We start from the raw sequence: 26347 nt of genomic DNA, 5'->3' as shown, positions 1-26347 counted from the left end.
TGGTGGGCAGCCTCCCAAAGTGAAGCTGGGGGAGGTGAAACGGCTCCGGGGTGAGCTGGCGGGGTTCGCTGCGGATGTGTTCGGGTCGTTGCCGCGGCGGGATCGGCGGCGGTGGGGCGCGTATTGTCTGCGGGCCTGATGCCGGACGGCCGGCGGAAGCCGGTCCAGCCGATGGCCGAGCGGCTGCCGGACGGGAACATGCAGGCCCTGCAGCAGTTCGTGAACCAGTCGCCGTGGGATCCGCTGCCGATGCGGCGGCGGATCGCCGAGCGGCTGTCGGAGGTGATCACGCCCGGGGTGTGGGTGGTCGACGACGTGTCGTTCCTCAAGCGCGGCACCGCGTCGGTGGGGGTGGCCCGGCAGTACTGCGGCGCGGTCGGTAAACGGGCGAACTGCCAGACCGCGGTCAGCGTGCACACGGCCGCCGGCACCGCCTCCTGCCCGCTGAACCGGCAGTTGTATCTGCCGCGCGAGTGGACGGACGAGCCGGACCGCCGCCGCGGGGCAAGGAGCCCCCGACGAGGTCGCCCGCCAGGAGAAGTGGCGTCTGGCGCCCGGCCTGCTCGGCAGACTCGCCGACTGGCAGCCGAAGGCGCCGGTCGTGGTCGCCGATGCCGGCTACGGCGTCAGCACCCCCTTCGGGACCGGGCCCCGGGAGCGAGGGCTGTCCTACGTCCTGGCGCTGACCGGGAAGGAGGCCGCCCACCCGGAGGACGCCCGGCCGCACCGGCCCGCCTACGGCGGTCTCGGTCCGCCCACGCTGCCCTGCTACCGCGCCCCGCCACGGGCCGTCTCCGTCCTCGCGGTCGAGGCCGGTGCCGGCCGGTTCGCCGAGGTGACCTGGCGTCGCGGCAGCAAAGGGGCGATGACCTCACGGTTCACCGCCACTTCCCCACCCGCGAAGACCTCGTCGACGCCGTCTACGCCACCGAACTCGATGCCGTCACCGAGAGCGTCCCGGCCCTGCTCGACCGGCACCCCGCCGACATCGCCCTGCGGGCCTGGATGGGCCGTTACGCCGCTTTCGTGGCCACCAAGCGCGGGATGATGGACACCCTGCGCACCGGATTCGCCTCCGGGCGCATCGCCACTCCCTCGCGAGAGCGCGTCACCGCCACGATCGCCGCCATCCTCGAACAGGGCGTCGCGGCGGGCACCCTCCGTGCGGACATCGACCCCGACGACATCACCACACCGCTCATCGGCGTGTTCGTCGCCATCACGGACGGTGCTCCTCAAGAGCGGACCGACCGCCTGCTCGACCTCCTCGTCGACGCGCTTCGCCCGAGAACAGGAGCGCGTACGGACTCGTGATCGGCGGAGTCGGCGCCTGTCGGCAACGGAAGGCACCCTCGGCGGCGAAGCGACCTCCGGCGCGAGCCGACCCGCGGCGGACCGCGCGCCGTCGAGGCCAGGGGCGGCAAGGGCGGCCGCAGCCCCGGCCGATTCCACGCCGCTGCGGACCGCATCCCGCCCGCACGGCCTCGATCTTTCCGGCATCCACATCGTCGATCCCGCCGGCCCGCCTCGGCCCGCCCGCCGGTGACGCGCTCCACGTCACCGGCGGCCTTTTGAGCAGCCCAGGGCGGGGGCGGGCGGCGGAGGTCAGACTCCGGTCCGGCCCCGGCTCGCCGCCCGCCTCACCAGCGGCCACGCCAGCAGCAGTGCGATCACCGCGTACACCGTCACCGCGAACGGCGTGTTCACCAGGCCCGTGACGCTGCCGTCGCTGATCTGCAGGGCGCGCCGCAGCTGCTGTTCGGCGCCCGGGCCGAGGATGACGCCGATGACGGCGGGCAGCACCGGCAGGCCGTAGCGCCGCATGCCGAACCCGACCAGGCCGATGACCAGCAGGATCACCAGGTCGACGACCTCGCCGCCGACCGCGTAGGCGCCGATGGCCGCGAAGAAGAGGATGCCCGCGTAGAGATAGGGGCGCGGGATGCGCAGCAGCTTCGCCCACAGGGGTGCCAGCGGCAGGTTGAGGGCGAGCAGCAGCACCATGCCGACGAAGAGGGACGCGATCAGGCCCCACACCAGGTCGGGTTCGCGCTCGAACAGCAGGGGCCCCGGCTGGATGCCGTACTGCTGGAAGGCGGCCAGCATCACCGCCGCGACCGCCGTGGTCGGCAGGCCGAGCGTCAGCATGGAGACCAGGGTGCCCGCCGCCGAGGCCGAGGCGGCCGACTCCGGGCCCGCGACGCCCTCGATCGCGCCCTTGCCCCATTCGTCCTGGTGCTTCGACAGGCGCTTCTCCGTGACGTACGACAGGAAGGTGGGGATCTCGGCGCCGCCCGCCGGGATCGCGCCGAACGGGAAGCCGATGAACGGGCCGCGCAGCCAGGACTTCCACGTCCGCCGCACGTCGGCGCGGCCCAGCCAGGGCCGGCCCACCGGGATCGGCTCGGCCGGCCGGCGCCGCAGATGGGCGGCGACCCACAGGGCCTCGCCGATCGCGAAGAGACCGACCGCGACGATCACCACGTCGATGCCGTCGGCCAGCTGGAGGGAGCCGAAGGTCAGGCGCTGCTGCCCGGTCATCTGGTCCAGGCCGACCAGGCCGATGGTGAGGCCGATCAGCAGGGAGGCCAGGCCGCGGACGCGGGAGGAGCCCAGCACGGACGTCACCGCGATGAACGCCAGCACCATCAGGGCGAAGTAGTCCGGCGCGCCGATGTCCACCGCCAGGTCCGCGACCGTCGGCGCGAGCGCCACCAGCAGGACCGTGCCGATCAGGCCACCCGCGAAGTGACCGATGGCGGCGGCCGCGAGCGCCTGGGCGCCGCGCCCCGACTTGGCCATGGGGTTGCCCTCCATGGCCGCGACGACGGCGGCGCTCTCACCAGGGGTGTTGAGCAGGATCGACGTGGTCGAGCCGCCGAACATCGCGCCGTAGTAGATGCCCGCGAACATGATGAACGCGCCGGTCGGGTCGAGCCCGTACGTCACCGGCAGCAGCAGCGCGACCGCCATCGCGGGGCCGATGCCCGGCAGGACGCCGATCGCCGTGCCGAGCAGCACGCCGAGCGCGGCCCACAGCAGGTTGAGCGGGGTGAGGGCCGTGCCGAAGCCGTCCAGGAGGGAGGTCAGGGCGTTCATGTCACAGCACTCCCATCAGCGGGCCGCCGGGCAGCGGCACTCCGAGCAGCTTGTCGAAGACGGCGTAGGTGACCAGGGACAGCACGGCCGCGATCAGCGGGTCCCGGTCGAGGCGGCGGCTGCCGAGCGCGAAGGCCGCACCCCAGAAGAGCAGGGCGCCCGCGACGGGGAAGCCGGCGGGTTCGATGAGGACGGCCGCGCCGAGGAAGATCCCGGCGAGCAGCAGCACGGTGCGCCAGTCGGCGGGCTCCGACAGATCGACGTCCTCGCCGCCCTCGGCCCGGCCCCGGCCGCCGCGCAGGACGTCGACGGCGAGCAGGGCCGCGATGACGAGCAGGCCGATGCCGACAGCGGCCGGTACGGTCCTGGGGCCGACCGGGCCGCGCTGGGCGATGTCGACGTCCATCGCGAGCGCGTCGGTCAGGACGAGCACGCCGAGCGCCAGCAGCAGGGCGCAGACGCCGAGTTCGGAGTGGTCGCGCAGCCAGGGGCGCAGTCCCGGGCGCCGCCCGGCCGTCCTTCCCTCGTCCGGCGCGCGGTCCGTCCGTGCCGTCACAGTCCCAGCTCCTTCAGTACCGACACCACGCGCTGGTCCTGGGCTTCCAGGAACGCGCCGAACTTCTTCCCGGTCAGGAACGCGTCGTCCCAGCCGTTGCGCTTCAGGGACTTCTGCCACTCGGGGGAGTCGTGGAGCTCCTCGGCCAGACGGATCAGCTTGTCCCGCTCGGCGTCGGACAGGCCGGGCGGGGCGACGATGCCGCGCCAGTTGGTGAAGTCCACGTCGTAGCCGGACTCCTTGAGCGTCGGCGCGTCCTTCAGCTCGGCCACCCGCTGCGGGCCGGTGACCGCCAGCACCCGCAGCTCGCCCGCCTTGATCTGGTCCAGGTACTCGCCGACGCCGGAGACCCCGAAGGCGACCTTGCCGCCGAGGATCGAGGCGAGCAGCTCGCCGCCGCCGTCGAAGGGGATGTAGTTGACCGCCTTGGGGGAGATGCCGGCGGCCCGCGCCATCAGCATCGGCGCGAGGTGGTCCGGCCCGCCGGGGGAGGAGCCGCCGCCCACCGGAAGCTTGCCGGGGTTCTTCCGCCAGGCGCCGATCAGCTCGTCGATCGTCCGGTACGGGGAGTCCCTGCCGACGACCACGACGTCCTGTTCCTCGGTGAGCCGGGCGATCGGGGTGGTGTCGGCGAGCGTCCTGGGGGCGTGGTTGGAGCGGACGGCGCCGACGACGCCGAGGCCCATCGACATCGCGAGCCTGCCGTTGCCGTGCTCGCTCACCAGCCGGCTCAGCCCGACGGTGCCGCCGGCACCGGGCAGGTTGAACACCTCGATGTTGTGCGTGAGGCCGGCGTCCTCGGCGTCCTTCGCGGCCGTACGGGCCGTGATGTCGTAGCCGCCGCCGGGTGTGTTGGGGACCATGAGGCGCAGGCCCGGGATCTGTGTGCCGGTCTCGGTGCCGTCGCCGGCGGAGAGCAGCGGCGGTCCCACGAGGACGAGCACGGCGGCCCCGAGCAGGGCGAGGGGGGTGCGCAGGCGCACGAGTGCCACCACCTGTCGGTTGCGTCTGTCGGTGAGAGATGCCCTGGGGGCAGGGGGATGAGGGCCACATGGTGCCCGTCCGCGCGGGGGCTGTCTGCCTTCCGGAACCAATGGAGGTTGTGGTCATTGAGGTCACGGTTTCCCGGGGGCGCCCGATATCCCTTTCCTTCCCCGCGAGGGGGCGCCATCATGGCGGTCCGGCGCGCCGGCCGCCCCTCCGTCGTGCCGCCGGACCGGAGCCGATGCGCCGGGCCGACGGGTCGGGCCGACGTGCCGGTGGGAGGAGCGGAAGGAGTGGAAGAAACGGAAGGAGCAGTTCGATGACCAGCACGCAGGAAGCACCGGCCACGGGCGGGACGTCCGGTGCGGCCGGTGTGATCGACGTGCTCGTCGTCGACGACGACTTCATGGTGGCCCGGATCCACCGGGCGTTCGTCGAACGCGTCGCCCCCTTCCGCGTCGTCGGCGTGGCCGGCACCGGCGAGCAGGCCGTCGCCGCCGTCGACGACCTCCGTCCCGGCCTGGTACTGCTCGACCTGTACCTGCCGGACACCTTCGGCCTGGAGGTCATCCCCCGGTTGCGCTCCGCCGGACACGACTGCGACATCATGGTCGTCAGCGCCGCCCGCGACGCGGACGCGGTGCGCGGTGCGGTCCGGCACGGCGTCGTCGACTACCTGCTCAAGCCGTTCGAGTTCGACGACCTGCGGGCCCGCCTGGAGCGCTACGCCGCCCGGCGGGGCCGACGGCTCGGCGCGGTCGTGCGCAGCCAGGCCGATGTCGACCGCGTCCTGGCCGGAGCCCCCGCCCCGGCCCCGCCGGTCCCGGACCTGCCCAAGGGCATGAGCACGGAGACCGCCGCACTGGTCGAACGCGTCCTGCGCGCCGCCGACGGTTCCCTGTCCGCCAGCGAGTGCGCGGCCCTGACGGGCATCTCCCGCGTGAGCGCGCGCCGTTACCTGGAGTACTTCCACACCGTCGGCGACGCCGACGTCTCCCTGCGCTACGGCGCGACCGGCCGGCCCGAACGCCGCTACCGGTTCCGCGGCCGGCCCGAGGAGACCGGTCCCGGTGGTGCGACTCGCGGTCCGCGCGCACGCGCCGGGGCGTCGTGCGGGCCGGGCACCCGCGGAGGGTGAGGGCTCGTGGAGGGGGAGGGCTCGTGGAGGTGAGAGTCCGTGGAGGGGGGAGCCCGTGGAGGGGGGGAGCCCGTGGAGGGTGAGGGCTCGTGGAGGGTGAGGGCTCGCGAAGGGTGAGGGCCCGAGGCCGGCCGGGGCGGGCGGCCCGCGCGTCACCGCCGCGGCAGACCGGCTGGCGCGGTGCCCCGGCCCGCCGCCCGCCGCGACGGCACCCGGGCGGCCGTGGTGATCGACTGGTGACGGCCGGGGCGCGGGCGTACGGTCGAACGGTGGACACCGCGGTCGACGCGGTCGATGAGGTCGGCGCGGCCGTTCACCGCCCCCTCCCCTTCCGAGGGCCCGCCCCCTCAGGAGCGCGAGCGCCATGAGCAGCAGTCCGCACCCCACCTCCGCGCCGCCCGCCACCGCCCAGGAGGGCGGCGGCGGAAGCGTGATGGCACTGCTGGTCATCGCGTGCTGTCAGCTGATGGTGGTCCTGGACATCACCATCGTGAACATCGCGCTGCCGGACATCCAGCGCTCGCTGGACTTCTCCACCACCGGCCTGTCCTGGGTGGTCAACGCCTACACACTCGCCTTCGGCGGTCTGCTGCTGCTCGGCGGCCGGGCCGGCGACATCCTCGGCAGACGGCGCGTGTTCGTCTTCGGTGTGCTGCTCTTCGTGCTCGCCTCCCTGCTCGGCGGGTTCGCCCAGAACTCGGGCCAACTCCTGGCCGCCCGCGCTCTCCAGGGCGTCGGCGGGGCCATCGCGTCCCCGACCTCCCTCGCCCTGATCAGCACGACCTTCCGCGAAGGCCCGGAACGCAACCGGGCCTTCGGGGTGTTCGCCGCGGTGTCGGCGGGCGGCGGCGCGATCGGTCTGCTGGCGGGCGGGATGCTCGTCGAGTGGCTGAACTGGCGGTGGGTGCTGTTCGTCAACGTCCCCATCGGGCTGCTGATCGTCCTCGCCACACCCCGCTGGGTCAGGGAGTCCGTGCGGCACCCGGGCCACTTCGACATCACCGGCGCGCTGACCTCCACCATCGGCATGGTGCTGCTGGTGTACGGCTTCATCAGGGCGGCGCAGGACGGCTGGCGGGACGCGCTCACCCTGGCCTCGTTCGCCGTGGCCGTCGTCGTCCTCGCGGTGTTCGTGCTGACCGAGCGGCGGTCCGGACAGCCGATCACACCGCTGCACATGTTCGCCGACCGCAACCGGGCGGGCACCTACGGCATCATGCTGTGCCTCGCCGCCGCGATGTTCGGCATGTTCTTCTTCCTCACCCTCTTCGTGCAGAACGTGCTGGACTTCAGCCCCCTGCGGGCCGGGCTCGCTTTCCTGCCGGTCAGCGCGGTCATCGCGATCGGCGCCGGACTGGCCTCACGGTTCCTGCCCCGGTACGGTCCCAAGCCCTTCATGGTCCTGGGCGCGGTCCTCGCGGCGGCGGGGCTGGCCTGGCTGACCCTGACCGACGTCCACTCCACCTACGCGGGCAGCGTCCTCGGCCCCATGCTGGTCTTCAGCCTGGGCATGGGCATGGAGTTCGTCTCGCTCACCCTCATGGCGCTCTCCGGTGTCTCCGCCCGGGAGTCCGGCGCGGCCTCCGGCCTGCTCAACGCCACACAGCAGGTCGGAGGATCGCTCGGGCTGTCCATCCTGGTCACGATGTTCGGCACGGCCGGCGCCAACGAGGCCGAGAAGCAGATCCCCCGCTTCCTGGCCCAGGCGACCCCGGCCGAGCGGATGCGGTTCCAGCGCACGGGGGAACTGCCCGGACGCTGGGCCGACGAGGTCCTGTCCGCCGGGGTGTCGGCGGCCTTCGTGATGGCGGCGCTCTTCGCCCTGGTCGCCGCCCTGATCGCCGTCGTGGTCGTCCAGGTCCGGCCCTCGGACCTGGAACACCTCCAGGGCGGGAGGAGCCCCGGCCCGCTGTGAGGCCGGGGCGCTCAGGTTCCCAGCAGGGACTCAGGTTCCCAGCAGGGACTCAGGTTCCCAGCCGGGGCCAGGACGCCGGCCCCGGAGGGTCTGAGCCCCGGTCCTGGCCCCCGGCTCCGGATCTCGGACCCGGGGCCCCAGGACCCGGACGTCAGCCCACCGTGCAGGCGGAACCGTTGAGGGTGAACGCGGTGGGGCTGGGGTTCGCGGACCCCCGGGACGCGGTGAAGCCGAGGGTGACGGAGCCCGCCGCGGGGAGGGAGGCGGTGTAGGAGGCGGACGTGACGGTGACCTCCGCCCCGTCCTGCGCCGCCGTGCCGCCCCACAGGTTGGTGATGCGCTGGCCGTCGGGGAAGGTCCAGCGCAGGGTCCAGCCGTCGATCGCCGAGGTGCCGGTGTTGCGCAGGACGATCTCGCCCTGGAAGCCGCCGGGCCACTGGCCCGTGACCTTGTAGCCGACCCCGCACGTGACCGGCGGACCACCGGTGGGGGTGGTCACCGCCACCGTGCCGGACCGCTGTGAGCGGTTGCCGGCGGCGTCGCGGGCGTACACGGCGAAGGTGTACGAGGTGGCCGGTGCGAGGCCGGTGACCGTGGCGGAGGTGCCCGTCGTACGGGCGACGACGGTCTCCTCCCCGCCGCCGATCCGGACGACGTCGTAGCCGGTGACGCCGGTCGCGTCGGTGGCGGCGGACCAGGACAGGGCCACGGACGAGGACGTCACCGCCGAGGCGGCCGGGGTCCCGGGGGCGGTCGGAGCGGTGGTGTCGCCGCCGGAGCCGGAGTAGACGGCGGCCTCCTCGGCCGTGGCGGCGATGCCGTTCGCGCCGTTGAAGAGCCGCTGTCCCCACGGGGTGAGCTGGTTCGGGTCGAAGCCGGTGACCATGTCCAGGTACTCGACCCCGCCGCCGTTGCCGCTCCAGGACCAGCCGAGGTAGCCGAGGCCGAGCCGCTGCGTCACCGACAGGATGGCGTCCTCGTCGGGGTTGCCGTCGGAGTGGTCGTGCCCGAACTCGCCCACCACGACGGGGAGCTTCGCGGCGACGAAGCGGTCGAGGTAGTCGCCGACCTCGGCCGCGGTGTCGAAGACGCCGTACATGTGGATGGAGAAGACGGTGTTGCGGTCGGGGTCGGCCGCGAACACGGAGGCGGCGTTGTCGCGCATGGTGAACGCCCAGTCCTGGCCCCAGTTGGGCGCGTCCACCATGATCGTGTGGTCGAATCCGGCGTTCCGCAGCTTCTGGACGGCGGCCTTCGTGTCGGCGGTCCAGTTCGCGTAGCCGGTGTTGCCGTACGGCTCGTTGCCGATGTTGACGATGACGTAGTCCTCTTGCCCCGTCAGGGCGCTCTGCACGCTGATCCAGTAGTCGGCGGCGCGGGACAGCGAGACGGCTCCGCTCTGCTCGCCGTACCCGGTGGTGTCGTGCACCTCCAGGACGCAGATCAGGCGGTTCCGCTTGCACTCGGCGACGACGTTCGCCACGTCCGCGGTGTCGTTGCGGGTCCAGCGGTCACCGCTGGAGAGGACCACACGGACGGTGTTGGCGCCCTTGGCCTTGATGTGGGCCAGGGAGTCGATCCGGTCCGGGTACCAGGCGTGGGCGTGGTTGACGCCGCGCATCACGAAGTCGTTGCCGGACGCCTCCAGCAGCCGGCCGTTCTCGACGCGGAAGCCGGTGGGCGCCGCGTGGGCCGGGGTGCCGAGGGCGAGCAGGGGCAGGAGGAGCCCCAGCACGGCGGCCACGACGGTGGCCAGGCGGGGGACGGTGTCGGTGGGTGATCTCATGGCGGCTCCAGGGGAGTGGGGCTTCACGGAGAGGGACTTCAGGCAGAAGGACTTCAGGCAGAAGGGCTTCAGGGAGAGGGGCCTCACGGAGAGGGGCCTCACGGAGAGGGGCGGAGGCGGGGTCAGGAAGTGGCGGCCCGTGCCGTGCAGCCGACGGCCGCCGACGGGGTGCCGGACGCGCCGGAGGCGGCGGCGATGAAGCCGAAGGTGGTGCTCGCTCCCGGAGCGAGGGTGCCGTTCCACGGCGCGGCGGCGACCGTGGCCGTGCCGTCGGCGGCCGTGGTGAGGCTGCCGTTCCAGACCTGCGTGACCCGTGCGCCGCCGGACGGTACGACGGTGGCGGTCCAGCCGGAGACGGGCGCGGCGGACGCGTTGGTCACCGTGACCTCGCCCTGGTAGCCGCCCTGCCAGGTGGAGACGGCCCGGAAGGACGCGGTGCAGACGGGCTCGCCGGTGCCCGGGTCACCAGGGTCACCCGGATCGCCAGGATCACCGGGGTCTCCCGGTGTGCCCGCGTCGAGCAGTGCGGACAGGGCCGGGTACCAGCGGGCGGCGATCTTGCCGTCGCCGGAGGCGTTGGGGTGTACGCCGTCGTAGGTGTCGGTGGCCGTGCTGAAACCGGTCCACTGGTCGACGACGGTCACCGGAGAGCGGTCGGTGGTCGTCGCCCGGGCCCAGCCGGGGATGCGCGCGTTGAGCTCGACGACGCGCTGGGCGCACTCCGCGCAGGTGGCGGGGTTCATGGGGATGATCTGCGCGACGAGGACCTTCATGTCCGGGTTGTCGGCCCGCATCTGCTCCACCAGCCTGGTGTAGGCGGCGAGGATGCGGTCCGGGGAGATGTTGCTCCAGACGTCGTTCGTCCCGAAGTGCATGACAACGATGTCGGGGCGGGTCGCGGCGAGCCGCGCCGGAAGCAGGTTCCGGTCGGCCACGCCGGTCACCAGCTCACCGCCGTGGCCCTCGTTGTCGCCGTCGTACTCCTGGCCGCAGCCCTGGGGGCCGAGGGTGCCGACGAAGTCGATGTCCGTGTACCCGGCGCTCAGCAGCCGGTTCCACAGCACCGCCCGCCAGCAGCCCGGTGAACCGGTGATCGAGTCGCCCAGCGGCATGATGCGCACCGGGTCCGCGGCCGCCTTCGCCGCCGGTGCGGCCGCGGCGCGCGGGGCGAGCGTCACTCCGAGGGACAGGAGCAAGGTGGCCAGCAGGCCGAGAACCGGGAGGGCCGGTAAGCGTGCGGGATGGGTGCTGCGCATGGGGGGGTCCTTCCTCCAGGGGGGTGTGGGAGCGCTCCCGTAACGCATCAAGCCATCGTTGTCATTCACGCGTCAAGACTGCCGCGGCGGGCAGTGTGGCGGCTCGCCGTTCCGAGGCGCGGCCGACCGTCCGCCGGGGGTGGCCGACTGCCCGCCGGGGGTGGTCGACTGCCCGCCGGGGTGGCCGACTTCCAGCGGCCCGCCCTTCAGGGGCTGACTGGTGGCCCGCCCCTCAGGGGATGACCGGCCGTCAGCGGCCGGGTGCCCCCGCCCGCAACCCGTCCATCACGAGATCCAGCAGCCGGCCGGCGCGCGGCTGCCAGTCCTCGCGTGGGTCGATCTGCCACAGGCCGGCGATGGCGAGAAAGAAGTCGTCGCCGCTCACGCCGGGGCGGATGACGCCCGCCTCCTCGCCTGCGCGGAGCAGGAGTTCGGCCGCCGCCACCACCGGGGAGGGGCCCGGTTTCGCGGGGCTGCCCGGCGCGCTGGTGGCCTGGCGGATCGCGTCCGCCAGACCGGCCTTGGTCATGGCGAAACGGGCCAGGCGGTCCATCCACTCGCGCAGCGCCCGTTCGGGCTCCCGGGTCGCCAGCAGCTGCGCCGCGGCGTCGGCGACCTGCTGCATCTCGTACCGGTAGACCTCCAGGACGAGCGACTCGCGGTTGGGGAAGTTGCGGTAGAACGTCCCCTGTCCGACGCCCGCCTTCTTGGCGATCACGCTCAGCGGGGTGTCCGCGCAGCGCGTCAGCTCGGTCAGCGCCGCCTCCAGGATGCGCTTGCGGTTGCGCTGCGCGTCCGACCGTAGAGGAGAGCCTTTCTCCGGCTGCCGCACGCGTCCTCCTCGCGAACTCGTGGCCGGATTCCGGCCCTTGCTAAGCGGACAACTGTCCACTACGTTTCCAGTGAACGGACAGTTGTCCGGTTGTGCTTCACCATACGGCGGATACGGCCGGCACGGGCACCCGGCGGCCGGAAGTCACGAGCTCGCTTCCTCCCGCCTCCACACGTTCCCGGCCCGGCCGGCCGCCACGTACCCGCCCCGTACCACCCCTGCCACCACACACAGCCCCGTCGCAGCCCCGTCCGCAGCCCCGTCCACAGACCCGCCCGCAGACCCATCCGCAGACCCGCCCGCAGATCCGTCGGCAGACCCGTCACCGTCCCGTACCACCCTGCATCCCTGCCCTCCCTGCCCCCTGCCTCCGACACGACACGACACGACTCGACCCGACCTGACCCGCCTGCCCGGAGCGCGTCCCCGACCCGATCCGGATACGGAAGGAAGGCTGATCATGGGCCCAGCCCCCTCGCCGACCCACAGCACCATCACCCTGCACGTCAACGGCGAGAAGTACACGCTGTCCGCCGACCACCGCACCACCCTGCTCGACGCCCTGCGCGAGCGCCTCGACCTGACCGGCACCAAGAAGGGCTGCGACCAGGGGCAGTGCGGTGCCTGCACCGTCCTGCTCGACGGGCGCCGGGCGGTGTCCTGCCTGCAACTGGCGGTGGCGGCCGAGGGGCGCGAGATCACCACGATCGAGGGCCTCGCCGACGGCGAGGAACTGCACCCGGTGCAGCAGGCGTTCCTCGACCTCGACGGCTACCAGTGCGGCTACTGCACACCGGGCCAGATCTGCTCGGCCGTCGCGGTCATCGAGGAGCACGCGGCGGGCTGGCCGAGCGCCGCCACCGACGACGTACGACCCGAGGCGGGACCGCCTCCCCTGACCGCCGAGGAGATACGGGAACGGATGAGCGGCAACCTGTGCCGGTGCGGCGCGTACGTGGCGATCGTCCAGGCCGTCGCACGGGCCGCCGGTGCCGAGGAGGCGGCCGTATGAGGGAGTTCGGATACCGGCGTGCCACCGACGTCTCCGGCGCGGTGGCGCTGCTCGCCGCCGACCCGGACGCACGCTGTCTCGGCGGCGGCACCAACCTCGTCGACCTGATGAAGACCGGCGTCGAGCGCCCCGCCCAGCTCGTCGATGTCCGCGACCTGCCCCTGGACCACATCGAACCGGCCGGCGACGGCGGCCTGCGCATCGGTGCCACCGTCACCAACAGCGACCTCGCCGCCCACCCCGAGGTCCGCCGCCGCTACCCGGCGCTCGCCCAGGCGGTGCTGGCCGGCGCCTCGGGACAGCTGCGCAACATGGCCACGGTCGGCGGCAACCTGCTCCAGCGCACCCGCTGCGGCTACTTCGCCGACGTGACCCAGCCCTGCAACAAGCGCCTTCCCGGCAGCGGCTGCCCCGCCATCGAGGGCGTCCACCACAACCACGCCGTCCTCGGCGCCTCCGAGCACTGCGTGGCCGTCCACCCCTCGGACATGGGCGTGGCCCTGGCCGCCTTCGACGCGGTCGTGACGTACGAGACCGCCGACGGGCCGGGCGAGCTGCCGCTCGCCGACTTCTACCTCCCCGTCGGCGACACCCCGCACCGCGAGACCGCCCTGCCGCCGGGCGCCCTGATCACCGGCGTCACCCTGCCGCCCGCCCCGGTCGCCGCCCGCTCCCGCTACCGCAAGGTGCGCGAGCGTGCCTCGTACGCGTTCGCGATCGGCTCGGTCGCCGCCGCGCTCGACGTCACCGACGGCGTCGTGAGCGACGTACGGCTGGCCTTCGGCGCGGTCGCGTCGCGGCCCTGGCGCGCCCGCGCGGCCGAACGGGCGCTGACCGGCGCCCCGGCGACCGCCGACGCCTTCGCCGCCGCGGCCGACGCCGAGCTCGCGGCGGCCAGGCCGCTGCCCGACAACGGATACAAGGTGACCCTCATGCGCAATCTCACGGTGGCCGTCCTGACCGAACTCGCCGAGGAGGCCGCCCGATGACCACCGCCCCGATCCGGCCGGCCGCCGCCCCGCCCTCCGTCGGCACCGCGCGCACCCGCGTCGAGGGCCGCGACAAGGTCACCGGAGCCGCCCGCTACGCGGCGGAGATCCCCTTCACCGGCCTCGCCCACGGCTGGCTGGTGCTGTCCACCGTCGCCCGCGGCCGCATCCGCGCGGTCGACGCCGACCCGGTGCTCGGCATGCCGGGCGTGCTCGCCGTGCTCCACCACGGCAACGCCCCGCGCCTGACCACCGACTACGTCGGCCTGCTCGGCATCCCCGACCCGACCGCCGCCGTCTTCCAGCACGACCGGATACCGCACGCGGGCTGGCCCGTGGCGCTCGTCGTCGCCGAGACGCCCGAGCAGGCCCGCGAGGCCGCCGACACCCTCGCCGTGCACTACGACGAGGAACCGCACGACATCGCCTTCGCGGCCGGCCGCCCCGACGCCTACCCGGCGGACGGGCACATGCCGGCGGTGACGGAGAAGGGGGACGTGGAGGCCCGGCTCGCCGCGTCCGCCGTCGTCGTGGACGCCGAGTACACCACCCCCGAAGAGCACCACAACCCCATGGAGCCGCACGCGGCGACCGCCCGGTGGGACGGCGGCCGGCTGGAGGTCGTCGACTCCAACCAGGGCACCACCTGGGTCCAGAGCGAACTGGCGAACCTGTTCGCGCTCGACCCGTCCGCGGTGCGGGTGCGCTCCGAGCACGTCGGCGGCGGCTTCGGCAGCAAGGGCATCCGCGCCCACCAGGTGGCCGCCGCGATGGCCGCGAGCGTCCTGCGGCGCCCGGTCCGCGTCGTGCTGACCCGGCGTCAGATGTTCTCCCTCGCCGGGCACCGCAGCCCCACCGTCCAGCGGGTCCGGCTCGGCGCCGACGCCGACGGGCGGCTGCGCGCACTGGAGCACCGCGCGCTCAGCCGGACGTCCACCGTGTACGAGTTCGTCGAGCCCAGCGCCGGACCGGCCCGCGTGATGTACGACGCCGACGCCCACCGCACGGCCAACGAGCTGGTACGGCTCGACGTGCCCTCACCGACGTGGATGCGCGCCCCGGGCGAGGCGCCCGGCTCCTTCGCGCTGGAGTCGGCCCTCGACGAACTCGCCGAGAAGTGCGGCCTCGACCCGATCGAGCTGCGCCTGCGCAACGAGCCCGAGCGGGGTCCGGTGTCCGGGCTGCCGTTCGCCGGCCGCAACCTCGCCGCCTGCTTCCGGGAGGGCGCCCGCCGGTTCGGCTGGGCCGAGCGCGACCCGCGCCCCGGCGTGCGCCGCGACGGACGCTGGCTGCTGGGCACCGGCACGGCCGCCGCCTCCTTCCCGGCCGGCGCCGGGCCCTCCACCGCGGCGCTGACCGCCGAGCCGGACGGCACCTTCACGGTGCGGATCGCCGCGGCCGACATCGGCACCGGCGCCCGTACCGCCCTCACCCTGGTCGCCGCCGACGCACTGGAGACGGTCCCCGAGCGGGTCCGGGTGCACATCGGCGACAGCGCCTTCGGGCCCGCCTGGATCGCCGGCGGGTCGATGGGCACCCGTTCCTGGTCCTGGGCGGTCACCCAGGCCGCCCGGGAGCTGCGCGAGCGGCTCGCCCTGACCGGCGAGATCCCGCCGGAGGGCATCACGGTGCGCTCCGACACCACCGAGGCCATCGGCGCCCTCGCCCAGAAGGAACGGCACTCCTTCGGCGCCCAGTTCGCCGAGGTCGCCGTCGACGTCACCACCGGCGAGGTGCGGGTGCGCCGCATGCTCGGCATCTTCGCCGCGGGCCGCATCGTCAACCCGCTCACCGCCCGCAACCAGCTCATCGGCGGCATGACCTGGGGCATCTCCATGGCCCTGCACGAGGAGGCGGTCCGCGACCGCGCCACCGGCGGTCCCTACGGTGCCGACCTCGCCGGCTACCACGTCGCCGCCCACGCCGACGTGCCGCGTATCGAGGCCGACTGGGTGGAGGACGGCGACCCGGAGGACCCGGTCGGCATCAAGGGCGTCGGCGAGGTCGGCATCGTCGGCGCGGCGGCGGCCGTCGCCAACGCCGTCTGGCACGCGACCGGCGTACGCCACCGCCACCTGCCGATCCGGCCCGACCGCGTCCTGGCGGCGGGGGCCCCGCGTGCTTGACATCGCCGGGGAGCTCGGGCGCCTGCTGGAGCAGGGCCGGGACGTCGCCGTCGCCACCGTCGTCGCCGTCGGCGGCAGTGCGCCGCGCGGTCCCGGCGCCGCCCTCGCCGTCGACGGCGAGGGCGGCGCGATCGGCTCGGTCTCCGGCGGCTGCGTCGAAGGCGCGGTGTACGACCTGTGCGTCCAGGCCCTGGAGGACGGGCGGACGGTGCGCGAACGGTTCGGCTACAGCGACGAGGACGCCTTCGCCGTCGGGCTGACCTGCGGCGGGACCATCGACGTCCTGGTCACTCCCGTCCGCGCGGACGCGCCCGCCCGGCCGGTGCTCCGGTCGGCGCTGGCGGCCGCCGCCCACGGCGAGCCGGCCGCCCTCGCCCGGGTCGCCGAGGGCCCGCCCGGACTCCTCGGCCACGCCCTGCTCGTCCGCGCGGACGGGTCGTACGAGGGCACCCTCGGCGGCCACCGGGAGCTGGACCGCACGGCGGCGGCCGAGGCCCGGGCCCTGCTGGAGGCCGGCCGCACCGGCACGGTGGAGCTCTCCGAGGACGGCACGCACTGCCCCGGCGGACTGACCCTGCTCGTCGAGTCGAGCCTGCCACCGCCCCGCATGATCGTCTTCGGCGCGGTCGACTTCGCGGCGGCCCTGGTGCGGGTCGGCAAGTTCCTCGGCCACCACGTGACCGTGTGCGACGCCCGCCCGGTCTTCGCCACGCGGGCCCGCTTCCCCGAGGCCGACGAGGTCGTGGCCGACTGGCCGCACCGCTACCTGCGGCGCACCCCGACCGACGCGCGGACGGTGCTGTGCGTGCTCACCCACGACGCCAAGTTCGACGTACCGCTGCTGACGGAAGCGCTCCGCATGCCGGTCGCGTTCGTCGGCGCCATGGGGTCGCGCCGCACCCATGAGGACCGCCTGCGGCGGCTGCGCGAAGCCGGCCTGAGCGAGCGGGAACTGGCCCGGCTCAGGTCGCCCATCGGCCTCGACCTGGGCGCCCGCACACCGGAGGAGACCGCCGTGTCCATCGCGGCCGAGATCGTCGCGGCCCGCCGCGGCGGCACGGGCGTCCCGCTGACCGGGGGGCGGACACCGATCCACCGGGACGGCGGGGTGCGGACGCCGAGCCACCGGGACGGCGGGGTGCGGACGCCGGTCCGCCAGGACGACGGGGCGGAGACGGCGGGCCGCCGGGGAGGCGAGGGGACGGCGGCCTGAGGGGCCGCCGTCCCGCACCCGGCTCGGTGAGGCCGTCCCGGCGGGGCACGGCGGCCGGCCCGCGCCGGTGGGAGCCGGCCGGCCGCCGCGGGGTGCGTACGCCCGGACGGCCGGTGCCCGTTTCCGCCGCCCGGGCGACGGGCACCCGGCCACGGCAGACCGGCAGACCGGCAGACCGGCAGACCGGCAGACCGGCAGACCGGCAGACCGGCAGACCGGCAGACCGGCAGGTCGGCAGACCGGCAGGTCGGCAGACCGGCAGGTCGGCAGAAGGGCAGACGGAAGGAGGGGGCCATGAGGCTCGACGAATTCCTCGCCGAGGTCCGCGACCGCGGGGAGTACCGCAGCCAGGAGGAGGCCGAGCAGGTCAGTTCGGCGGTTCTGTGGGTGCTCGCCTCCCGGATCACCCCCGAGGAGGCCGCCGACCTGGCGGCACAGCTGCCCGCCCCACTGGACGACGCCCTGCGCCTGGAGCGGGGACGGCCGGAGACCTTCGGCCACGAGGAGTTCCTGCGGCGCGTGGCCCGGCAGACCGGCGCCCGGCAGGCGACCGCGGAGTGGGACGCGAGCGCCGTGCTGTCCACCGTCGCCGACGCGGTCTCCGGCGGCCAGGTCGATCACCTGCTGGCCCAGCTGCCGTCCGACTACGCGGAGTTCTTCGGCCGGCCGGAACGGGCCTGAGCCGACGGCCCGGGCCGGAGCGCGGCCCCGGCGGCACCGGTGATCCGGCCCGCCGTCCCATCCGGGGGCACGGCGAGGGCACCGCGTATGGCCAGGGCGGGAAAGGGCACTCGGCCCCGGCCGGCACAGGCCGGCCGCAGGCGTTCCCGAGGAGGTACCCATGACGGACGGTGAGCAGCGGTACGACGGCGAGGAGGAGACCCCGCTCGGGGGCTACGCGGCGCTGACGACGACCTTCGCGGCGGGCGTCGGGCTGTTCGCCGTGGTGGCGCGCCGCCGTGGGCTGCGGCTGCCCGACGGGGTACCGCCCTGGGACGTGGCGCTCCTGGGCACGGCGACGTTCAAGGCCTCCCGGCTGCTGTCCAAGGACAAGGTCACCAGTTTCATCCGGGCACCGTTCACCCGCCGCGAGCGCGACAGCGAGGCCAACGAGGTGATGGACGTCTCGCGGGGCAGTGGGCTGCGCCGGGCCGTCGGCGACCTGGTGTCCTGCCCGTTCTGCACTTCGGCCTGGGTGGCGGGCGCACTCGTGGGCACCTACGCCGCCGCCCCGCGGGCGGCCCGCCTGGTGTGCGCGGGCCTGACCGCCGTCACCGTGGCGGACTGGCTCCAGTACGCCTGGAGCCTGACCGAGCAGAAGGCCGAAGGCTGAGCGCGGTGACCGGATCGGTGGACGGGGACGGCGAGGAGGGCGAGGAGACCGAGAACGTCAGGAACACCGAGAACACCAGGAACGCGGAGAACACCGGGGACAACGAGAACCCCGGGGACGCCCGGCCGGGCGGGGCCGGCAGACCCGAGCTGGCCGTCCTGGTCGGACTCCAGGCCTCGGGAAAGTCCACCTTCTACGGGCAGGTCCTCGCCGGGCGCTGCGCGCTGGTCGGCAAGGACCGGTTCCCGCGCGGCGCCCGCAACAAGCAGGCCCGGCAGATGCGGCTCGTCGAGGAGGCGCTGGCCGCCGGCCGGTCGGTGGTGGTCGACAACACCAACCCCTCTCCCGAGGAATGGGGCCCGCTGGTGGCGGCCGGGCACCTGTACGGTGCCGTCGTCGTCGCCTACTGGTTCCCGCCCGACCTCGCCGGTTCCCTGCGGCGCAACGCCGCGCGCACCGGGCGCGACCGGGTCCCGGACGTCGGCGTCCACGCCACGCTGAGACGGCTGCGGCGGCCGACGCGCGAGGACGGCTTCGACGCCGTGCTGGACGTCCGCTTCGACGGCCGCGGCGGTTTCGAAGTACGGCCGCCGCCCGCCGCGGCCGGATAGACACCCCCGGAGCCGGTGAGCCGGAACGAGACCGGAGCCGGTGAGCCGGAACGGGACCGGAGCCGGTGAGCCGGAACGGGACCGGAGCCGGTGAGTCGGAACGGGACCGGAGCCGATGCGGCGCGGGCTCCGGAGCCGTCGGGCCGATGAGCTGCCCGTCCGCTCCGCCGGCCAACCGGTCGGCCTCAGGACTCCCTCTCCACGGCGCGTGTCGTCGGCAGCAGCTCCCGGATGTCCGCGGGCAGCGCACCCGCCACCTTGGTCATCTCCTCGGGGGAGACGAAGGCGTCCAGCACGTTCAGCACCACGGCGGAGCGCTGGAGCGCGGCCTCCTCGGTGATACCGGCCCGCCAGGCCACCCGGCCGGCGAACGCGGTGAGGTCGAAGCGCTCTCCGGTACTCCGCGCGTGCCCGTCTCCGTCCCCCGCCGCCCGAGCCGGGGAGACCGCCTCGGCCAGCTCGTGCGGCAGCTGGGCCGCCAGATGCTCGGCCAGCCCCTCGGGGAGCCGCTCGGCCAGGGTGCGGAGCACGGCCGACACCGTCCGCCCGGCCTCGTCCCGGCCGGCCGCGTGGCTCTGCTCCTGAACGGTCCGGACCAGATCGTCGTACTTCATCGGCACCCACTCCTCGGGCTCCTCGGGACACTCAGGTGCGTGTGTGCGACGAGTGTCCGGTACGGGGAGGGTGACACCGGGGCGGCCGACGGCCGAGGACTCGGCGGCGGTCAGGAAGCCTGGGCGCGCTCCGCGTGCAGCTTCTTCACGCGCGCCGCCTCCTTGCGGACCTCCGCCTGGAGCGCCTGCTCACGCTCCAGCCACTCGGGACGCTCCTGCTTCAGCGCCTCGATCTGCTCGGTGGTGAGGGGCTCGGTGATCCCGCCCCGGTGCAGGCCCGCGATGGAGACGCCCAGCTTGGCCGCCACGACCGGGCGGGGGTGCGGGCCGGTGCGGCGCAGTTCCCGCAGCCACTCGGGCGGGTCGGCCTGGAGCGCGTTGAGCTCGGCGCGCGAGACGACACCCTCCCGGAAGTCGGCGGGTGTGGCCTCGAGGTACACACCCAGCTTCTTGGCCGCGGTCGCGGGCTTCATCGTCTGGGTGCTCTGGTGCTGGGTCATGACATCCAGGGTATCGAGCATGCGCGCGACCGATGACCACTCCCGGCGTCCATCCCGGCGACCGCGCCGGCCCCGGTGACCAGCCCTGACGGCCCCGCCCGACGGCCACGCCCGGTAACCTGGCCAGGTGACAGCCTCGGAAGAACCCGCCTCGTTCCGGCTCGCGTACGTCCCGGGTGTGATGCCCGACAAGTGGGTGCGCATCTGGCACGAGCGGCTGCCCGGCGTTCCGCTGTCGCTGGCCCAGGTCCCCGCCGCCGACGCGAGCGGCGTGCTGCTGGCCGGCGACGCCGACGCGGGCCTGGTGCGGCTGCCCGTGGACCGGACGGTCCTCAGCGCGATCCCGCTCTACACCGAGACGACGGTCGTGGTGGTCCCGAAGGACCATCTCGTCACGGCGGCCGACGAGGTGTCGGTCGCGGACCTGGCCGACGAGATCGTGCTGCACCCGCTCGACGACGTCCTCGGCTGGGAGCGGCTCCCGGGCCGGCCCGCGTTCGAGCGCCCCGCCACCACGGCGGACGCCGTGGAGCTGGTGGCGGCCGGGATCGGCGTGCTCGTGGTCCCGCTGTCGCTGGCCCGGCTGCACCACCGCAAGGACCTCACCCACCGGCCGCTCACCGACGCTCCCACGTCGAGCGTGGCGCTGTCCTGGCCGGAGGGGGCGACCACCGACCTGGTGGAGGACTTCATCGGCATCGTCCGCGGCCGGACCGTCAACAGCACCCGGGGCCGCAGGCAGGCCCCGGAGCAGGCCGAGTCGCAGCGCACCGGCACGGGCGGCGCCGGACGCAAGCCCGCGGCGGGAAAGCAGGCCGGGGGCAAGGCGGCCGGGAAGCCGGCGGGGGCGAAGTCGGCGGGGGGCAGGTCGGCTGCCGGAAAGCCGGCCGGCAAGACCCCGCGCCGGGGCTCCGGATCCACCCCGAAGAGCGGCGGCCGGCGCGGCGGCCCCCGCCGCCGGTCCTGACCGGAGAACGCCCCTCCGCACCGTGTCCTGCCGGATGAACCGACGTGTCCTGCCGGATGAACCGACGTGTCCTGCCGGATGAACCGACCGTGTCCTACCGGGTGAACCGTACGGGCAGGCTCAGCGGGCCGCGGATCATCATTCCCGGGCGCCAGGTGATCGCCGCGGGGTGGATGTCCAGGGACAGGCCGGGGCAGCGGTCCAGCAGTGTCCCGATGGCGATGCGCGCTTCGAGGCGGGCCAGCGGCGCGCCCAGGCAGTAGTGGATGCCGTGGCCGAAGGCCACGTGGCCGCGGCTGTCACGGGAGATGTCGAAGCGGTCGGGTGAGGGGAAGCGCGCGGGATCGCGGTCGGCGTCGGCCAACGCCACGAGGACCAGTTCGCCGCCCCCGGGGACGACCGTGTCGCCGATGGTCAGCGGCTCGGTGGTGAACCGGTACGTGGGGGTCTCGACGGGTCCCTCGTAGCGCAGCACCTCCTCGACCGCGTTGTCGATGAGGGACGCGTCCGCGCGCAGGGCCGCCAGCTGCTCGGGGTGGGTGAGCAGGGCGAGTACGCCGTTGGAGATGAGGTTCACGGTGGTCTCGTGGCCCGCCACGAGCAACAGCCAGGCCATGCCGACGAGTTCCTCGTGGGACAGCCTGTCGCCGTCGTCGCCGGAGCCGTGCATCAGCGCGCTCAGGAGGTCGTCACCGGGCCGCTGCCGCTTGTCCTCCACCAACTCCGCGATGTACCGGGCCATCGAGGCCGCCGCGGTCTTGCGGACTTCGGGGTCGGTGGCGCCGAGGGCGTCGTTCGACCAGGCCCGGAAGGACGCGCGGTCCAGGTCGGGGACGCCGAGGAGTTCGCAGATCACGGAGATGGGCAGCGGGAAGGACAGCGCCTCGACGAGGTCGGCCCGCCCGTCGGGAGCGGTGAGCATCCGGTCCAGGAGCGCGTCGGTGGTCTTCTGGATGCGCGGCGCGAGTTCCTCCACCCGGCGTGAGGTGAACTCCCGGGCGACCAGTTTCCGCAGCCGCGTGTGGTCCGGCGGGTCGGCCCTGAGCATGTGCGGGCCCGGGGAGACGGAGCCCAGGGGGAGAGCGGGGGACGCCTTGTCCCAGTCCTTGGAGAGGCGGGAGTCCGCCAGCGCGGCACGCCCGGCTTCGTACCCGACGACGAGCCAGGCCGAAGCGCCCCCTTCCGGCATCCGGATGCGGTGCACCGGCCCCTGGGCCCGTAACCGGGCGTACACGGGGTAGGGGTCGCGGGTGAACGACTCACCGAGCGCGGCCAGGTCGACGACGTCCATGGGGACCACCTCACTGGGCTGGTTGCGGAGCTGTGGACATGGTGCCCCTCGCGCCGGGCGCCGCCCAAGGGCAGAACCACTCGATTCCCGGCAGCTGCGCCGGCCGTGGCGGGAAATGCTCGATGAGCGCACCGCGTGGGGCGTTCCACGTGCGGACGGAGGCGGCGGAACAACCGGTGTTCCCGGCGAAATCTCTCCGCCGCCGACGCGCCCTTCCTCGCACACCTTCCCCGCGCCCGCCTGCGCCCTCTCACACCTTCCCCGCACCCACGCGCCCCTCACGGCGCGTACGACGCCTTCCGCGCCGTCTCCACCCCCCCCGGGCGCCGTCGGCCCGTCCGAGCACCCCCTCGGACACCCACGCGTCCACCGTCGACCGGACCCGGGCCACCAGCGCCCCCTTCCCGTCGAACGGCGCTTCCGCCCAGACCTCGTCCAGCAGCGTGGTGCCGTCGGGCCGCGCCGGGTTGGCGACGCCCGCGTCGAGGGTGCCGAAGACGGCCCGGGGCTCGGACCGCCGGCAGCAGGCGTGGAAGGGGGCCTCGGTCCCCTCGAAGAACGGCGTCGGCTCGATGCCGTCCAGGGTGTGGTGCAGCGGCTCGCCGGGGACGGGGGTGAGCGAGGGCAGCAGGTCGCCGGAGAGCCCCGCGTCGCGGTACAGCCCCAGCTCGAAGAAGGCGGTACGGGCGTCGCGGGCGACCAGGTCGACCGGCCCGAGGAAGAGGGTCTGCGGCGACGGGTCGTCGGGCGTCCTCTCCACCCGCAGCCGGAACGGGACACCCGCGCGCACGGTGTCGCCGCGCCGCCACGTCCGGGACACGGTGAAGCAGCTCCCCGGGCGCGGTGCCCGGCACCGCCCTGCCGTTGACGGTCACCCGCCCGGCCGTTGACGGTCACCCGCCCGGCCGTTGACGGTCACCCGCCCGGCCGTTGACGGTCACCCGGAACCCGGCCCGGCCGCCGCCCACGACGGCACCCGCAGCCGCAGCGCGAAGGAGGCGCTGCCGCCGCCGAGGGCGAGGGTGGTCCCCTGCTCGCGGGGAAATCCGTGGTCTGGGTGACGGTGACGCCCTTCTCGGCCCAGGCCGGTGTGGACGGGCTGCAGAGGGTGACGTACAGGGCGCTGCCGTCGGCCTGCGCGAAGTACACCGAGTCCTGGTACTTCGTGGCGCTCTCCGTGCCGGTGCCCTCGCAGCAGATCGTGCCCTGCTCGGGCGTGCAGTCCCGCACCTGGCCGGGCGTCAGCCCGATGAAGTGGGTGACGAGCGGCCTCTCGGCGTCCGGCCGGTCCTGCTTGGAGCCGGGCACCTGGTTGTACAGGGCCCGCTCGCAGTGGTCCATGGAGGCCGGGTCCGGCTCGTGGAAGAGCAGCGTCCGGCTCAGCTCGAGCAGGTCGTAGGCACAGCACGTCTCGGCGGTGGGGGCGCCGAGCGTGCCCGCGACGACGTCCCGCGCCTGCCGGAACTCGCCGCTGCTGGTGCCGCCGATGCCGTACATGCGGTGCGGCACGACCATGTGCCAGAAGGTCTTCGCGGCGGTGAGGCAGCGCTCCTCGCCGGTCTCGTCGTACAGCCGCACGTACCCGGTGAAGATCGGGATGTGCTGGTTGGCGTGCAGCCCGTCGAGGACGTCGCGGTCGGCGACGCAGGCGTCGATGAGCCGGCCCAGGCCGAACAGGCGGGCCAGCGCGAGGTGTTCGGACCGGCTGGTGAGGGCGTACAGGCCGCAGACCGCCTCGACGATGCCGCCGGACTCCCCGCTGGAGAACAGGCCCCCCATGCGCTGGAGGGTGGCGGCGGGCAGTCTCGACAGCCGGGAGCGCATCCAGTCGCACAGGGCGGACGCGAGGTCCGGTGCCCGGTCGTCGTCCGCGGCGAGACGGGCGTCCAGCAGCCCCCGCAGGATCTTGTGCGCGGTGGAGTACGGCGCCCACACCTCGGTGTAGTCGCCGGCGGTCATCGACTCGAGCCGGATGAACCGCGTCTCGGGATACACGGCGAGGAACCCGGGGTGGCTGGGCACGCCCCAGGTGCGGCGCCGGGTGGCGGTCAGGCCCCGGCCGGAGGCGTCCGCGAAGGTGCCGCCGGCCGTCTCGTCGAAGGCGTACGAGACGAGGTCGCCGTCGCCCCGGACGGTCCTGCGACCGGGCGATCTCGTCCGCGGCGAGGGCCCGCGACCACACGTCGCACCCCCCCCGAAGGCGCCCGCGAAGACGGGATCGGCGCCGAAGGGGGAGCGGCCACCCCTCCCGCGCGCTCAGGATCCACCCCCGCGACTCCGCCGGATCGATCACCGCGTCGATCTCCAGTGCCGCCGCCGCGTTCACGGCCTTGCCGTGCTCGTACAGCTCCGCCACCCGTGCCTCGAAGGCGCGCCGCCGCTCCCCGGGGTCCGCGATCGCCTCCGGCTCCTTGCGGTGACCGAGGCGGACCGCGCCCTCCAGGCCCATGCCGCCGGACTCGCCGCTCGGCCGGGCGGCGGTGGTCAGGGGAGCGCGGGTGGAGCCGCCCATCAGGCCCATCGCGCCGAGTCCGTACGCCTTGCGCAGCACCAGGCTGACCAGCGGCACCCGCAGATGGGCGCCCGTGACGAAGAGGCGGGCGTAGCCGCGCAGGACGCACCGGTCACCGGCGTGGCGCACCGAGGAGAGGCTCGCCGGTCCGCGCGCCCGCCGGGACGAGGCCCACCGCGGCCGGTGGCCCCGCACCGCGGCGCACCGCGCCGGGCCCGGCCCGCACCGCGCGGGAGCCGCGCCCGTCCGCCCACCGGCGGGATCAGGAGGACGGGGCCGACCGCACGAGCCAGTCGTACGCGGCCCGCGCCGTGAACTCCCGCTGGCCGCCGCGCAGCAGCAGCCCGGCGGTGGCGAACTCCGGGGCGGTGGCCTGGGCGGGGACGTACGGGATCGCGATGCACCGCATCCCGGCGGCGTGCGCCGCGGCGGCGCCCGGGGCGGCGTCCTCCAGCACCACGCAGTCGGCCGGGCGCGCGCCGAGGCGGCGGGCGGCCTCCAGGAACACGTCGGGGGCGGGCTTGCCCCGGGCGACCTCGTCGGCCGAGACGACGGTGCGCAGATACGCGTCCAGTCCGGTCCCGGCCAGGATCACCGCGATGGCCTGCGGCGACGAACCCGAGGCCACGGCCATGGGCACCTGCTCGGCCGCCAGCAGCTCGACGAACTTCCGCATCTCGGGATATACGCGGGTCGAGGCGCGGGCCAGCTCCAGATAACGGCGGTTCTTGGCGGCGACCAGCTCCTCCACCGGGGCCGCCAGGCCGTACCGCTCCTTCCAGTCGGCGACCGTCTCCCGCGTGCTGATGCCGACGTACTCCTCGTGCTGCTCCCAGGTGAAGTCCGGGACGCCGTGTTCGGCGAGGATCTGCCGGCCCGCTTCGTAGTAGTTCGGCTCGCTGTCCACGAGCGTTCCGTCGAGATCGAAGATGACCGAGACATCACCGAGAGTGCTCATGGGCCCAGGATGTCAAAGACCGTGCGGGCCCCGGAACGGCGGGATCAGCCCCGGGCGCCGCGGCCGAGCGACTCCACCAGCGGCAGCAGCCGGTACGGGACCCGCTCGCGCAGCGCCACCTCGGTGCGGGTGCGCACCACGCCGGGCAGGCTGATCAGCTTCTGGATCACGTCCTCCAGGTGGGCGTTGTCCCGCGCCACGACCCGGGTCAGCAGATCCCCGCCACCGGTGATGGAGAACGCCTCGACGATCTCGGGGACCGCGGCGAGCGCGTCGCCCACGTCGTCCAGGTGGCCCTGGGTGACCTCGATGTGCACGAAGGCGAGCACCGGGTGGCCGAGCGCGGCGGGGGAGAGGACGGGCCCCGTGCCGGTGATGACACCCTCCCGCTCCAGCCGGTCCAGACGGGCCTGCACCGTGCCGCGCGCGACGCCGAGGATGCGGGCGTACTCGCGCACGCTGGTGCGCGGCTGCTCCAGCAGCAGCCGCAGGATGCGGGTGTCCAGCTCGTCCACGGCCACGGCGCCCCGGCCTCCTCGTCCCTCGGTGATCGTTCCCGACTGTACCAATGGCCCAGCCGGGTGCCGGACGAGCGGACCACCTGTCCTGGGCCGTTGGCCTGCTCACGGCCAAGCCGATGCACCCTGGGGTGTGC

At 74.2% G+C, this 26347-nt stretch carries 23 protein-coding genes and 2 pseudogenes; 12 read left to right on the top strand and 13 right to left on the bottom strand.

Translation table 11 applies throughout. From position 1 onward, the window contains the following. Positions 1-460 precede the first annotated feature (460 nt). Together ABZ340_RS10670 and ABZ340_RS10665 are read left to right on the top strand one after the other, a co-directional pair. Positions 461-1048, top strand: coding sequence for a transposase (locus ABZ340_RS10670; protein WP_358781430.1), 588 nt, complete (start codon positions 461-463; stop codon positions 1046-1048). Next, a complete protein-coding gene (locus ABZ340_RS10665; RefSeq protein ID WP_358781429.1) occupies positions 964-1314 on the top strand; it encodes a hypothetical protein in 351 nt (116 codons plus the stop codon). The genes ABZ340_RS10670 and ABZ340_RS10665 overlap by 85 nt, the downstream gene beginning before the upstream one ends. A 291-nt stretch (positions 1315-1605) precedes the next feature. Here the strand turns inward: ABZ340_RS10665 and ABZ340_RS10660 are convergent, their stop codons facing one another. From ABZ340_RS10660 to ABZ340_RS10650, 3 genes are read right to left on the bottom strand one after another with little or no spacing between them, the layout of a single operon-like run. Then, complete coding sequence (locus ABZ340_RS10660; protein WP_358781385.1) at positions 1606-3099, bottom strand: tripartite tricarboxylate transporter permease; 1494 nt, start codon at positions 3097-3099, stop codon at positions 1606-1608. Position 3100: 1 nt separating this feature from the next. After that, positions 3101-3595, bottom strand: coding sequence for a tripartite tricarboxylate transporter TctB family protein (locus tag ABZ340_RS10655; protein WP_358781428.1), 495 nt, complete (start codon positions 3593-3595; stop codon positions 3101-3103). Positions 3596-3651: 56 nt separating this feature from the next. Continuing rightward, positions 3652-4638, bottom strand: coding sequence for a tripartite tricarboxylate transporter substrate binding protein (locus tag ABZ340_RS10650; RefSeq protein WP_358781427.1), 987 nt, complete (start codon positions 4636-4638; stop codon positions 3652-3654). 320 nt (positions 4639-4958) lie between these two features. On the opposite strand from ABZ340_RS10650, the gene ABZ340_RS10645 reads away from it, so the two are divergent. Beyond that, positions 4959-5777 carry a response regulator gene (locus ABZ340_RS10645; protein WP_358781384.1) on the top strand — a complete coding sequence of 273 codons (819 nt, stop codon included), beginning with the start codon at positions 4959-4961 and terminating at the stop codon, positions 5775-5777. A 364-nt stretch (positions 5778-6141) separates the two neighbouring features. Next, the gene (locus ABZ340_RS10640; RefSeq protein WP_358781383.1) at positions 6142-7692 is read left to right on the top strand and encodes an MFS transporter; all 1551 of its coding nucleotides are present in this window, start codon (positions 6142-6144) and stop codon (positions 7690-7692) included. Between the two features lie 151 nt (positions 7693-7843). Here ABZ340_RS10640 and ABZ340_RS10635 read toward each other — a convergent pair whose 3' ends face one another. From ABZ340_RS10635 to ABZ340_RS10625, 3 genes are all read right to left on the bottom strand, one after another. Beyond that, a complete protein-coding gene (locus ABZ340_RS10635) occupies positions 7844-9478 on the bottom strand; it encodes a cellulase family glycosylhydrolase (RefSeq protein ID WP_358781382.1) in 1635 nt (544 codons plus the stop codon). Positions 9479-9600: 122 nt separating this feature from the next. Further along, on the bottom strand, positions 9601-10734 hold the full coding sequence (locus ABZ340_RS10630; protein ID WP_358781381.1) for a GDSL-type esterase/lipase family protein: 1134 nt from the start codon (positions 10732-10734) through the stop codon (positions 9601-9603). A gap of 250 nt (positions 10735-10984) precedes the next feature. Further along, positions 10985-11566 carry a TetR/AcrR family transcriptional regulator gene (locus ABZ340_RS10625; RefSeq protein WP_358781380.1) on the bottom strand — a complete coding sequence of 194 codons (582 nt, stop codon included), beginning with the start codon at positions 11564-11566 and terminating at the stop codon, positions 10985-10987. 460 nt (positions 11567-12026) lie between these two features. Between ABZ340_RS10625 and ABZ340_RS10620 the strand changes: the two genes are divergently transcribed. The 7 genes from ABZ340_RS10620 to ABZ340_RS10590 all read left to right on the top strand — a co-directional run bounded on the left by ABZ340_RS10620 (position 12027) and on the right by ABZ340_RS10590 (position 18850). Then, on the top strand, positions 12027-12578 hold the full coding sequence (locus ABZ340_RS10620; RefSeq protein ID WP_358781379.1) for a 2Fe-2S iron-sulfur cluster-binding protein: 552 nt from the start codon (positions 12027-12029) through the stop codon (positions 12576-12578). Further along, entirely contained in the window at positions 12575-13567 is a 993-nt protein-coding gene (locus ABZ340_RS10615; protein ID WP_358781378.1) for a xanthine dehydrogenase family protein subunit M, read from the top strand. The genes ABZ340_RS10620 and ABZ340_RS10615 overlap by 4 nt, the downstream gene beginning before the upstream one ends. Next, entirely contained in the window at positions 13564-15693 is a 2130-nt protein-coding gene (locus ABZ340_RS10610) for a xanthine dehydrogenase family protein molybdopterin-binding subunit (RefSeq protein ID WP_358781377.1), read from the top strand. The genes ABZ340_RS10615 and ABZ340_RS10610 overlap by 4 nt, the downstream gene beginning before the upstream one ends. Further along, positions 15686-16906: an XdhC/CoxI family protein gene (locus ABZ340_RS10605; RefSeq protein ID WP_358781376.1), complete on the top strand. Its 1221-nt coding sequence runs from the start codon at positions 15686-15688 to the stop codon at positions 16904-16906. Before ABZ340_RS10610 ends, ABZ340_RS10605 begins: the two co-directional genes overlap by 8 nt. Positions 16907-17200: 294 nt before the next feature. Beyond that, positions 17201-17587, top strand: a complete 387-nt coding sequence (locus ABZ340_RS10600; protein ID WP_358781375.1) for a DUF2267 domain-containing protein — start codon at positions 17201-17203, stop codon at positions 17585-17587. Between the two features lie 160 nt (positions 17588-17747). Beyond that, positions 17748-18239, top strand: coding sequence for a DUF1360 domain-containing protein (locus ABZ340_RS10595; protein WP_358781374.1), 492 nt, complete (start codon positions 17748-17750; stop codon positions 18237-18239). A 5-nt stretch (positions 18240-18244) separates the two neighbouring features. Then, positions 18245-18850: an ATP-binding protein gene (locus ABZ340_RS10590; RefSeq protein WP_358781373.1), complete on the top strand. Its 606-nt coding sequence runs from the start codon at positions 18245-18247 to the stop codon at positions 18848-18850. 185 nt (positions 18851-19035) lie between these two features. Here the strand turns inward: ABZ340_RS10590 and ABZ340_RS10585 are convergent, their stop codons facing one another. Next, the gene (locus tag ABZ340_RS10585) at positions 19036-19464 is read right to left on the bottom strand and encodes a DUF2267 domain-containing protein (RefSeq protein ID WP_358781372.1); all 429 of its coding nucleotides are present in this window, start codon (positions 19462-19464) and stop codon (positions 19036-19038) included. 110 nt (positions 19465-19574) lie between these two features. Then, a complete protein-coding gene (locus tag ABZ340_RS10580) occupies positions 19575-19964 on the bottom strand; it encodes a DUF5997 family protein (RefSeq protein WP_358781371.1) in 390 nt (129 codons plus the stop codon). A gap of 127 nt (positions 19965-20091) precedes the next feature. Here ABZ340_RS10580 and ABZ340_RS10575 point away from each other — a divergent pair, with 127 nt between their 5' ends. Then, positions 20092-20931 carry a LysR substrate-binding domain-containing protein gene (locus ABZ340_RS10575; RefSeq protein WP_358781370.1) on the top strand — a complete coding sequence of 280 codons (840 nt, stop codon included), beginning with the start codon at positions 20092-20094 and terminating at the stop codon, positions 20929-20931. A 94-nt stretch (positions 20932-21025) separates the two neighbouring features. On the opposite strand, the gene ABZ340_RS10570 is transcribed toward ABZ340_RS10575, so the two are convergent. The 5 genes and pseudogenes from ABZ340_RS10570 to ABZ340_RS10550 all read right to left on the bottom strand — a co-directional run bounded on the left by ABZ340_RS10570 (position 21026) and on the right by ABZ340_RS10550 (position 26213). Further along, positions 21026-22222, bottom strand: coding sequence for a cytochrome P450 (locus tag ABZ340_RS10570; RefSeq protein WP_358781369.1), 1197 nt, complete (start codon positions 22220-22222; stop codon positions 21026-21028). A 278-nt stretch (positions 22223-22500) separates the two neighbouring features. Further along, positions 22501-24463 (bottom strand): annotated as a pseudogene (locus ABZ340_RS10565) (beta-L-arabinofuranosidase domain-containing protein); the annotation flags it as partial. A gap of 25 nt (positions 24464-24488) precedes the next feature. After that, positions 24489-24863, bottom strand: a pseudogene (locus ABZ340_RS10560) (carboxyl transferase domain-containing protein); the annotation flags it as partial. 133 nt (positions 24864-24996) lie between these two features. After that, complete coding sequence (locus ABZ340_RS10555; RefSeq protein WP_358781368.1) at positions 24997-25692, bottom strand: HAD family phosphatase; 696 nt, start codon at positions 25690-25692, stop codon at positions 24997-24999. Positions 25693-25736: 44 nt separating this feature from the next. Further along, a complete protein-coding gene (locus tag ABZ340_RS10550) occupies positions 25737-26213 on the bottom strand; it encodes an Lrp/AsnC family transcriptional regulator (RefSeq protein WP_358781367.1) in 477 nt (158 codons plus the stop codon). Positions 26214-26347 lie beyond the last annotated feature (134 nt).

The sequence above is a fragment of the Streptomyces sp. NPDC006134 genome (genome assembly GCF_040628835.1).
Classification (GTDB): domain Bacteria; phylum Actinomycetota; class Actinomycetes; order Streptomycetales; family Streptomycetaceae; genus Streptomyces.
This window is presented reverse-complemented; position numbering and strand designations above follow the sequence as displayed.

Bases quoted from the DNA above. Each gene is read 5' to 3' on its own strand.
- ABZ340_RS10660 (WP_358781385.1), bottom strand. From the start codon at position 3,099: ATGAACGCCCTGACCTCCCTCCTGGACGGCTTCGGCACGGCCCTCACC.
- ABZ340_RS10570 (WP_358781369.1), bottom strand. From the start codon at position 22,222: ATGGACGTCGTCGACCTGGCCGCGCTCGGTGAGTCGTTCACCCGCGAC.
- ABZ340_RS10635 (WP_358781382.1), bottom strand. From the start codon at position 9,478: ATGAGATCACCCACCGACACCGTCCCCCGCCTGGCCACCGTCGTGGCC.
- ABZ340_RS10595 (WP_358781374.1), top strand. From the start codon at position 17,748: ATGACGGACGGTGAGCAGCGGTACGACGGCGAGGAGGAGACCCCGCTC.
- ABZ340_RS10630 (WP_358781381.1), bottom strand. From the start codon at position 10,734: ATGCGCAGCACCCATCCCGCACGCTTACCGGCCCTCCCGGTTCTCGGC.
- ABZ340_RS10640 (WP_358781383.1), top strand. From the start codon at position 6,142: ATGAGCAGCAGTCCGCACCCCACCTCCGCGCCGCCCGCCACCGCCCAG.
- ABZ340_RS10580 (WP_358781371.1), bottom strand. From the start codon at position 19,964: ATGACCCAGCACCAGAGCACCCAGACGATGAAGCCCGCGACCGCGGCC.
- ABZ340_RS10610 (WP_358781377.1), top strand. From the start codon at position 13,564: ATGACCACCGCCCCGATCCGGCCGGCCGCCGCCCCGCCCTCCGTCGGC.
- ABZ340_RS10585 (WP_358781372.1), bottom strand. From the start codon at position 19,464: ATGAAGTACGACGATCTGGTCCGGACCGTTCAGGAGCAGAGCCACGCG.
- ABZ340_RS10600 (WP_358781375.1), top strand. From the start codon at position 17,201: ATGAGGCTCGACGAATTCCTCGCCGAGGTCCGCGACCGCGGGGAGTAC.
- ABZ340_RS10615 (WP_358781378.1), top strand. From the start codon at position 12,575: ATGAGGGAGTTCGGATACCGGCGTGCCACCGACGTCTCCGGCGCGGTG.
- ABZ340_RS10645 (WP_358781384.1), top strand. From the start codon at position 4,959: ATGACCAGCACGCAGGAAGCACCGGCCACGGGCGGGACGTCCGGTGCG.
- ABZ340_RS10555 (WP_358781368.1), bottom strand. From the start codon at position 25,692: ATGAGCACTCTCGGTGATGTCTCGGTCATCTTCGATCTCGACGGAACG.
- ABZ340_RS10620 (WP_358781379.1), top strand. From the start codon at position 12,027: ATGGGCCCAGCCCCCTCGCCGACCCACAGCACCATCACCCTGCACGTC.